The 9,354-nt window shown below is 49.9% G+C and carries 13 protein-coding genes; 11 read left to right on the top strand and 2 right to left on the bottom strand.

Annotated features, from left to right (window positions below; all coding sequences use genetic code 11):
* A partial coding sequence (locus tag SGI98_05275) for a hypothetical protein (protein ID MDZ4742816.1) occupies positions 1–543 on the bottom strand: 543 nt, incomplete at its 3' end.
* Between SGI98_05275 and SGI98_05270 the strand changes: the two genes are divergently transcribed.
* The 7 genes from SGI98_05270 (at position 542) to SGI98_05240 (ending at position 7,066) form a co-directional block, all read left to right on the top strand.
* Positions 542–880 (top strand): hypothetical protein, encoded by a 339-nt coding sequence (locus tag SGI98_05270; GenBank protein ID MDZ4742815.1) that lies wholly within the window; start codon positions 542–544, stop codon positions 878–880. The genes SGI98_05275 and SGI98_05270 overlap by 2 nt on opposite strands.
* Before the next feature lie 76 nt (positions 881–956).
* A complete protein-coding gene (gene trxA, locus SGI98_05265) occupies positions 957–1,286 on the top strand; it encodes a thioredoxin (protein MDZ4742814.1) in 330 nt (109 codons plus the stop codon).
* A 40-nt stretch (positions 1,287–1,326) separates the two neighbouring features.
* On the top strand, positions 1,327–2,766 hold the full coding sequence (locus SGI98_05260) for a hypothetical protein (protein MDZ4742813.1): 1,440 nt from the start codon (positions 1,327–1,329) through the stop codon (positions 2,764–2,766).
* Positions 2,763–3,701, top strand: a complete 939-nt coding sequence (locus tag SGI98_05255) for a glycosyltransferase (protein ID MDZ4742812.1) — start codon at positions 2,763–2,765, stop codon at positions 3,699–3,701. The genes SGI98_05260 and SGI98_05255 overlap by 4 nt, the downstream gene beginning before the upstream one ends.
* Positions 3,702–3,704: 3 nt before the next feature.
* A complete protein-coding gene (locus SGI98_05250) occupies positions 3,705–4,991 on the top strand; it encodes a nucleotide sugar dehydrogenase (protein ID MDZ4742811.1) in 1,287 nt (428 codons plus the stop codon).
* A gap of 4 nt (positions 4,992–4,995) precedes the next feature.
* Entirely contained in the window at positions 4,996–5,931 is a 936-nt protein-coding gene (locus SGI98_05245) for an NAD-dependent epimerase/dehydratase family protein (GenBank protein ID MDZ4742810.1), read from the top strand.
* A 7-nt stretch (positions 5,932–5,938) separates the two neighbouring features.
* Complete coding sequence (locus SGI98_05240) at positions 5,939–7,066, top strand: glycosyltransferase family 4 protein (GenBank protein ID MDZ4742809.1); 1,128 nt, start codon at positions 5,939–5,941, stop codon at positions 7,064–7,066.
* A 61-nt stretch (positions 7,067–7,127) separates the two neighbouring features.
* Here the strand turns inward: SGI98_05240 and SGI98_05235 are convergent, their stop codons facing one another.
* Positions 7,128–7,742 (bottom strand): response regulator, encoded by a 615-nt coding sequence (locus SGI98_05235; GenBank protein ID MDZ4742808.1) that lies wholly within the window; start codon positions 7,740–7,742, stop codon positions 7,128–7,130.
* A 551-nt stretch (positions 7,743–8,293) separates the two neighbouring features.
* Between SGI98_05235 and SGI98_05230 the strand changes: the two genes are divergently transcribed.
* The 4 genes from SGI98_05230 to SGI98_05215 are packed head-to-tail and all read left to right on the top strand — an operon-like array spanning position 8,294 to position 9,321.
* Positions 8,294–8,431, top strand: a complete 138-nt coding sequence (locus SGI98_05230) for a hypothetical protein (protein ID MDZ4742807.1) — start codon at positions 8,294–8,296, stop codon at positions 8,429–8,431.
* Between the two features lie 12 nt (positions 8,432–8,443).
* Positions 8,444–8,686, top strand: a complete 243-nt coding sequence (locus SGI98_05225; GenBank protein MDZ4742806.1) for a hypothetical protein — start codon at positions 8,444–8,446, stop codon at positions 8,684–8,686.
* Positions 8,687–8,701: 15 nt separating this feature from the next.
* On the top strand, positions 8,702–8,899 hold the full coding sequence (locus SGI98_05220) for a DUF4143 domain-containing protein (protein MDZ4742805.1): 198 nt from the start codon (positions 8,702–8,704) through the stop codon (positions 8,897–8,899).
* On the top strand, positions 8,896–9,321 hold the full coding sequence (locus tag SGI98_05215) for a DUF4143 domain-containing protein (protein MDZ4742804.1): 426 nt from the start codon (positions 8,896–8,898) through the stop codon (positions 9,319–9,321). Before SGI98_05220 ends, SGI98_05215 begins: the two co-directional genes overlap by 4 nt.
* Positions 9,322–9,354: the final 33 nt, after the last annotated feature.

Genomic DNA, 9,354 nt, shown 5'->3' with positions numbered 1-9,354 from the left:
GAAACCTCTTGTCCCGGTAGCTGCTCCCGCCCCAGCTCCAGTAGTATCAGCGGCAGTTCCTGCCCCGTCAGCATTTCCGAAACCTGTCGCCCCGGTAGCCGCTCCTGCGCCTGCAGCTTTAGTGTCCGCGACACCTGCCTCCGGATCTGCATTACCACCGAGACCGGTAGCAATTCCGGCAATAGCTATTCCGGCAAAACCGATACCTGTCCCTGCGATTCCAAGTCCATCAAGCGGGATTAGCTCTGCTCCAAAACCCACGCCGAAAAAAGAAACGGTACGGATTCCTTTACCGCCGAAACCAGCTGCAGCGACAAAACCGGTTCCTCCACCAGCCGGAAAAAGTGCCACATCCCCGATTTCTTTGCCAGGCTCTCCTTCATCAGGATACATGCCGAAAGCGGCCTCCTCAGTAAGCCCCTTGATTTCGCCGAAAAAAGAAACGACCCGGGTTAAAATTCCTTCCGCACCGCCGAAATCCGGTACGGCAAAAATCACCCCGGGCGTGGGTGTAGCAAGTGCCGCTTCTGCGGCAACAGTCATGACACCGTCACAAGTCGCTCCAACCAGTGTGCCTAGACCGGTTGCTTCTCCCTCTGCTGTAGCGGCCCCCATCGCTGTCGCCCCTACAGGAGTGAAACCTGCAGTAAACCCCACAGCCGCTGCTCCGGGTGCTCCGACGGTCAGGCTTCCTCAGACACAAGTCCTTCCCGCCCCTGCCACCCCGACACCATCGGCTTCATCCCCGCAAATGAAATCGGTGGTTTCAGCGGAGAGTGCACCCCAAAATACGATTATATGGGATGCTTTGGCGGGTGTCTCTTGCGTGGCAGTGGCCACAGCGGTCTTTTTCCTCGCAAAAGCGGCAAATTGGTTATGACATAAATTCAGTGTTGCAAGGCGGGCCGTCGCAGGTAGATTGCCTGAACAGTAACTTCAACAAGGAATTTTTTATCATGGCTAGTGAAAATGTATTAATTTTGAACGAGAGTAATTTTGAGGCAGAGGTCTTAAAGTCGGATATCCCTGTATTGGTTGATTTTCATGCTATCTGGTGCGGTCCCTGCAAAATGCTCGCCCCACTCATCGACCAGATCGCCGAAGAGAAAAAGGGCTTAGTCAAAGTCACCAAAGTCGATATCGACAATAACCACGGGATCGCCGCCCAATACGGGATCAGGGCTGTACCGACCATATTGATTTTCAGCAAAGGACAAGTCCGCGAGCAAATCGTCGGAATGACCACAAAGAAAGAACTTGAGGCGAAATTATCCGGGGCGGCATAATATTACCGCACTCACCCGTTGAATTTTTCACTCATCCGCCATGTTTTCCCAAAGCCGATTGAAGCAATTTGCTTTTGAGCGGCTTTCTACTTGGGTTTTAGCCAGCCTTTTGCTGGTTTGGTCGCTGGCAAATGCTGTTGGTTTACGTAATGCACTGATGGTGCTTTTTATCCTGATGGCATTTGAAAATATTGTCCGGACAAAAAAAATCATGCCCGGGATTCCTACCGGACTAAAGTTACTCCTTCTAGTCTTTTTCTTGCACACATCCGTGAGCCTTTTTTTGTCAATTGACTTCCAGTACTCCAAACAGCGGTGGTGGGCGGATTATGGTGCCCCGGTTTTATTGGCCCTTGGTGCGGTGCAATTTGCCCGGCAATTGGATTACAAATTGATTTTAGGTGCTATTTTTGCCGGGTTATTGGTTAACGGGATAGTTGATGGCTGGCAGGTTTATCGATTCATGGATAATACCGAGTGGCGCGGGGTCTTTTCGGATTATGGATGGGAGAATGGTTTTTTACTCCTGAGCCTGCCCTTGATCCTGTCTGTTTTTACTTTTGACCATCACTTCTCCACTGGGCGAGCGGGATTTTCCTTTTTTATGGTTGCCTTTGCATGCGGGTTCATGGCGTCCCTGTCCTCTTGGGCGCGTGCGAATCAATTATGCTTTATGGCGGCCATGATTTTAGCCTTGAGTGTCTTAGTTTGCCAGAGGTCTGGGGAGGGGAGGTTCCGCATGAGGTTGTTAGTTTTTTATGTGGTGATGGGCGGGATGGCCATTATTTTCCGGTTTTTACCGAGTTGTTTCTGGATGGGGCCCATCACGAGCTTAGAGTTTGTTCTGGCAGGGTTACTGATTCCAATGGTTTTTTTTGTTGTGCCCGCAGGTTTCCGGAAAAGGTTTGTTCCCGCCGTGATTATCGTCGTTGTGATGACCTCCATCCTTGGATTAATCATTCTTTACCAGATGGCGGGTCTTAAAAAGACGCATTCGGAATTAGTCAGGAAATTTTCTTATCAGGAAGTCGCCCATAATGCCGGTGTAGTACCCTTTTTCGGATTCGGCCCGGGCCGGGATATTGTTTTTGATGGGATTCCCAGCTGGTTACCCCGGATGAATGAATATGTTTATCCTCAAATTAACTGTCCAATCCCTGTGGAAGTGCCGATGGATCATGGGCGCATCAGGGGACACTCCCACATCCAGTGGATTAATTGGCGTTTCGAGCTGGGTTATCCCGGGTTAGTGATGATCGTGGGGTTGATTGGTTATTCGCTCTATTTGCTTTTAAAAATGATGTTGGCGAACCGTTATGGTCCAGTAAATCTCGCCCTCGGCTCTTGCCTACTCGCCTTTACGCTGAATATTTTTATGGGGCAACTGTTTAACGCCGGATTTGCCCAACAATTTTGGGTGATGTGGGCTTTGTTTATTGCAAATTCCGCGGGAAGCTTGAAAGATAACCGCACGACATGATTTATTTTATATTACCGGAAAATTTTGATTCTGTCCGTGTGAATTGTGGGGTGGAGGCGATTCAAATCGAGGCGGCCCGCCGGAATTATCCCCACCAGATCCTGCACCGACCCACGGATGATTTATTCAACGAGCCTCCGGCCATGGTGATGATTAGTTTTAAGCAATATTTCAAAAACCTCGGCATTTTTTCGCGTTGGTTTTCCCAGCTCAAAAAAAAGGGTTGGATCATTTCGATCTATCACATAGATGCCCCTTGGAATAACGGCCTGTCGGAATTCCGCTGGACCATTATCAAAAAACTTTTTTGGCCTTTCGACATTTTTTTTACACACGCCGTCGAGGAGGATAGTCCCCGGACAAAATCCGTTGTTTACCTACCAAACGCCTGTGGTGTGGAGTTAATCGACGTGACGCAAGAGTCTCCCACTTATGATATCGGGTTCTGTGGGAATTTTAACCCGAAGAATAAAGAACATGCCAAACGTATAAAGTTACTGGGGGAATTCACCACCGCATTTGAGGAGGCGGGAATCTCATTCATCAAGAGTCAGGATGACGGTAAAATGGACACGTGGCTGAATCATGCACGCAGTTGCTGGCTCCAGCTTTCTATCGGCTCTGCCGCGGATAAACCCGACCGGATGTCGCATGGTTTGCCCGCTCGTGTTTATGGTTTTAGCAGTATCGGGGCGCTTACCGTGATCGAACCTCGCAAACACCTCGCGGATGATTTTCCGGATGAATATGCCTTACCGACATTCCACTCCACCGATGAATGTGTAGGGATCGTAAAGGATTTGATCAAAGATAAGGAGGCGTTAAATGAACGCCGCCGCAAATTGCTCGGATTCAGCCGCCAAAAACACCTCTACACCCAGCGTTTGGACAAAGTGCTTGAAGCCGGGCGGAACGTAGGGTTAAACATTTCCTAGACTATGGCATATGAACAAGTGGCAATCGTGGGTTTGGGATATGTGGGGCTGCCCCTGCTACTCCGATTCTCGGAAAAGGGGATAAAAGTCCTCGGACTGGATATTGACTCCAAAAAGGTTGATTCCCTGAAAGCCGGGCAATCCTATATTAAACACATTTCCGCCGCGCAAATTGCGGCTTGTTTTGCAGACGACTCGCGCGCGGATGCCTCTACGGACTTTTCCCGCATCAGTGGATGTGATGCCGTGATCATTTGTGTGCCCACCCCGCTGACAGCAAATCGTGAGCCGGATATGAGTTATGTTTTCGGCACGGGCGGGCAAATCGCTCCGCACCTGAAAAAAGGCATGCTTGTTGTCCTTGAGTCCACGACATATCCCGGGACGACGGATACCGACCTGCGGGAGATACTGGAGAAAAATTCCGGCCTGAGAGCGGGCGAGGATTTCCATTTAGCTTTTTCCCCAGAAAGGGAAGACCCCGGTAATAAAGACTTTAAAACTAGTCAAATCCCCAAAATCGTCGGGGGCCTGACTCCGGTGTGCCGGGATAAAGCGTGTGAACTTTACAGCTTGGCCATCGACCTGATCGTGCCAGTAGCCTCTTGCCGGGTGGCCGAGGCGATTAAACTCACTGAGAATATTTTCCGTTCGGTGAATATCGCGATGGTAAATGAATTAAAGATTGTATATGAAAAAATGGGGATCGATATCTGGGAGGTCATCGAAGGGGCGAAGACCAAACCTTTTGGGTTCATGCCATTTTATCCGGGCCCGGGATTGGGTGGGCATTGTATCCCGATTGATCCCTTTTATCTGACTTGGAAAGCTCGCGAGTACGGGATGCCTACACGTTTTATCGAGTTGGCAGGTGAAGTGAATACCGCAATGCCCGCCTATGTGATCCAACGTACCCTCTTGGCCTTAAACTCCGTGGAGAAATCGATCAAGGGCGCCAAGATTTTGATTATCGGTCTGGCTTACAAGCCCGATGTGGATGATGACCGTGAGAGTCCGTCTTATGAGTTGATGGCTAAGCTTGAAGAATTAGGCGCGGCGGTCGCCTATCATGACCCTCATATCCCGGTCATCCGCCCCTCGCGACATTACGCCCGGTTTGCCGGACGTGAAAGTGTGCCTGTCACATCCGCAGAGATCCAAGGTTATGACCTGGTCCTGATCTCCACAAAACACAAGGACGTGGATTATCCCCTGATCTCGGAGGCAGCAAGGCTCGTCGTCGATACGCGTAACGCTCTCAATCAATCACCAAAAGTCTGGAAAGCTTAATCCTATGGGACATTATCTTGTAACCGGAGGGGCCGGATTTATCGGCTCCCATATTGTCGAGCACCTCATCGCACGCGACTATCGTGTCACTGTACTCGATAACCTCGTCACCGGGCATAAATCGAATCTGGCCCCGGTCTGGGATCGTATTCGTTTTGTCGAAGGCAGTATCAATCAAGAAAAAGCCCTCGATGAAGCCTTGGCAGGTATCGACGGGATATTCCACCAAGCAGCCATTCCCTCCGTGCCACGTTCGGTCAAAGACCCTATTGAAACACAAAATGCTGGTGAGGTGGGGACTCTGCTCCTCCTGAAAAAAGCGGTGGAGTATGGTGTCAAAAGAGTTGTGTATGCGGGTTCATCGAGTGTTTACGGGGATACTCCCACACTACCTAAACATGAGGATATGTGCCCGAGCCCGCGCAGCCCTTATGCCGTGAGTAAACTCGCGGGTGAGTCTTATATGACCACTTTTGCGCGTTGTTATCCGATTGATACGGTGACCCTGCGGTATTTTAATATTTTTGGACCGCGGCAAGACCCTGATAGCCCTTACTCCGGGGTCATGGCGAAATTCTCCACGGTCATGAGAGCTGGGCAAGCCCCATTGATTTTCGGGGATGGCTCACAAACGAGAGATTTTACTTTTGTGGATAATGCCGTTGAGGCGAATTTATTATCGATGTTCTCGGATAAACCTTTGGAAGGGGAAGTCATGAATATCGCCTCCGGCCAGAGGGTGTCCCTCTTGGACGTTATCAATGAGTTTAACCATGTCCTAGGCACTTCCTTCACCCCGCGTTTTGAACCAGCCCGCGCGGGGGATGTGAAAGATTCCTTGGCGGATTTGACCAAAGCCGCCCGCCTGATCGGATACACGCCGAAAGTTTCCTGGCAAGAAGGTGTCCTCCGTTTGCTGGACTCCGAAAGAAATGGATAATAGACCCATGAACCGGAATCGACTGGTGTATATCGTCAATGTCGATTGGTTTTTTATCAGTCACAGGCTCCCGCTTGCTTGTGCGGCCTTGGAGGATGGGTGGGATGTCTGGATTTTTACCACGGACACTGGGCGTGTGGATGAGTTAGCCAGCCGGGGGTTCCATATAAGGAAAATCCCCTTGGGCCGGGCCATGCAAAATCCGTTCCTGGAGCTCTATTGTTTTTTATCGATTTTCTGGGGTTTACTCACACTCCGTCCGGCAGTGGTTCATTGTGTCGCATTTAAAGCGGTGGTTTTCGGGGGGTTGGCTGCACGGTTGTGCAGGATTCCCCGCATGATCTTGGCGGTAACCGGTTTTGGCAGTACATTCCTGACGACGACTTGGAAAACCAGACTCTGGCGTAAAGCTGTTTTTTCCCTGATGCAGTTTATTTGCGCTTCCCCGGGGGCAAAAGTCATCCTCCAGAACCGTGATGATGTGGCGGAATTCATCTCTGCACAAATCGCCACCCCCGCGCAAATTGCACTGATCAGAGGCTCGGGAGTGGATATTGATGAATTCATCTTTTCCCCGGAGCCTGACATGGCCGGGGGTTTTGTCTGCACCTTGCCGGCCCGCCTTCTCCGGGACAAGGGGATTTATGAATTTGTCGAGGCGGCAAAAATCCTCCGGGCCTCGGGCAAGATTCCGGGGTTAAAAATGGTTTTAGCCGGAGGGATCGACCCGCACAATCGTAGTTCGATCTCCGGAGATGAACTCGATGAATGGGTCGGCAGTGGCCTGATCGAATGGATAGATCACCAGAAGGATATGGTGAGAGTTTATCACCAGTGCCATGTGGTGGTGTTACCTTCTTACCGGGAAGGTTTACCGAAAGTCTTGATTGAAGCCGGTGCTTGTGGCCGTGTATCGGTTACTACCGATGTGCCCGGATGCCGGGAGATTATTTCCCACGGCGTCAATGGTTTGATTGTTCCCGCCAAAGATGGTTCCTCTATTGCTCAAGCCATTGAAACCCTTTTTTCTGATGCGCCATTCCGTTTACAGATGTGCCGGCGAGCCCGGGAAATGGTGGTCGACGGTTATGACATTCGTCAAGTAATCAGCAAAACCTTGTCACTCTACCGGTAATGGAGTCCAGCTATTTGGACATTTTTCTAACGAGTCGCTGAAAGCCTCGAGGGAAATTCCCTTAGCTTTTGGGCGCAGGATGCAAATGAACCAAGACTTTGGTGAGCTGGCGGAGCTGGTGGATATCGATTGGTTTTGGCAAAATGGTGATCGGGCCTGTGGAAAGGACGCGATCAAGGACCTTATTATCCACAAAAGCGGTGATAATCACCACCATGAGATTTGGCTGGGTCTTTGAAATATACTCGTAAATCTGGTCGCCAGACATTTCAGGTAATACCATGTCGAGGAATACGAGATCGTATTTTTTTGCGGAAATCTTGCTCATGGCCTCTTGGCCATTCAGCGCGGAGTCAATGTTGCAATTATCCTCAATCAGTACATCTTTAATCAATTGGTGAATCATGACCTCATCATCAATAATGAGGATTTGTGGGGTCGCTACAGGCGCATCCGTTTTCGCTTGATTTGCAGATGAAGAAGAGTCAGATGCGGACTTCCCGAGGATTTGAGTGTCGATCTCGTCCTTTTTAATCCTCCAACGACCCCCGATTTGAACGGCGGGTAATTGCCCCCTCTGAACCAAATAATATACTGTGGGTACAGGAATTCTGAGGTAATTAGCTGCTTCTTTTACAGTTATCAGATTAGGTTGTTGAAAATTATCGTTATCCACAAATATAATACCAGTCTTTTTAATATTTATAGTAGTGATAGCTATTTTTGCAACCATTTAATTCAGTAATAGGAATCAAAATGAAGATTTATTACGTATAATTCAGGCGTTGTTTTTGGAAATTAACTCCCCCTTGTTTATCAACTAAACGAGGTCAAGATGGGGAAGTCCACAAGCACCGGGTGAAAAGAAGAATTCAATCAGGCAGCGTTCGTTACCAAGACGGATTTAGCCGGAACGCCCCCCGATGCTTGGAGAACGGCTCTCTTGCCGTTGGTCGGAGCAATTTGCAGCACGAATCGCACGAAGGGGAGGATGTTCTAAGTGCGAGGTGCTAGGTACTCAGTTGTAGGGCGACCGGCTCGGTTGCCGAATGCCGGATGTGTGCTGTGAAACTCTCTGGCCCGTGGTAAGCAGGGCCGCTTGCCCTACACATTCTGCTAACTTAGCACCTAGCACTTCCTTCCTGGCTAATATATTTTTTCAATTGGACGAACGCTAACTTTCTATTGGACGGATATAAACTTGCAATTAGCCGATTCATTCATCTTGTGGGTGAGCAAAGGGGATATGAGTATCTGACTTTTGATGATGATGTGCAAAAGTCAGTGGCACAATCCGATCCTGTCGGATTTGTCGCCAGCCTGCCCGAAAAGGTGATTTTGGATGAAGTCCTGCTTTTGCCCTAGCTTGCCGATTCAATGGCCAGACGATTAGACATTTTGCGGCTTCATCCAATCACACAAGCCGAACTCTGCGGAAGTAAACCCCGATTGATCACAAAGCTTTTGAGCGGTGACTGGAAGGCCGGGGTGAGCGGGGTGCGCCAAGGCAAGGATTTAGCCCGGGGGATCACCCGTGGGGGATACCCTGCCGCTTTAGCACGCAGCTCTGCCCACAGACAAGCCGCTTGGTATCGTGATTATGTTGAAACATTGATTTAACGGGATATTCGTGACTTGGGGCATATCAGGGCCCTTGATGCCCTGCCCCGGCTCCTGAGTCTGGCGGCAGGACAAGCCGCCTGCCTGGTCAATGTTTCCGAGCTAGCGGCACCTTTCCAGATCAGCCGCCCCACGATCCGCGAGTATTTGACTCTCTTGGCGAGGATTTTCCTCTTAGGAGAGCTCCCCCCCCATGGCACAGCAACCGGTTGAAGCGTCTCATCAAAACGGGCAAACTTCATTTTGGGGATACCGGCTTGGCGTGTACCATTTTAGGATTGGATGAGGAAACTCTTTGGCAGGATCGTTCCGCTTTCGGACGGCTTTTGGAGACATTTTATTATCAGGAATTGCGTCGACAATCCACTGGGCGTGCCCAGTTTGTGAGTTTCAGCCACTTCCGGGATAAAGATGGGGTCGAAGTCGATATCGTTATTGAATCAGCAGGTAAGATTGCGGGAATTGAAATTAAGGCATCATCAACGGTGACTGAGGCGGATTTTAAGGGCCTGCGCAAATTGCATGGCGATACGGGCAAGACCTTTTCCTCCGGAGTCTTGCTTTATGACGGGGAATCTATCGTGCCATTCGGCCCTCAGCTCTTCGCTGTTCCCATCTCGTATCTCTGGGGATAAAATCCCCTTTGAGGAGCGCAATTTGCACCACGG

The organism is Verrucomicrobiota bacterium (assembly GCA_034440155.1).
Lineage (GTDB): Bacteria > Verrucomicrobiota > Verrucomicrobiia > JAWXBN01 > JAWXBN01 > JAWXBN01.
Note: the sequence above shows the minus strand (reverse complement) of the source record. Positions and strands in the feature narration are given on the sequence as shown.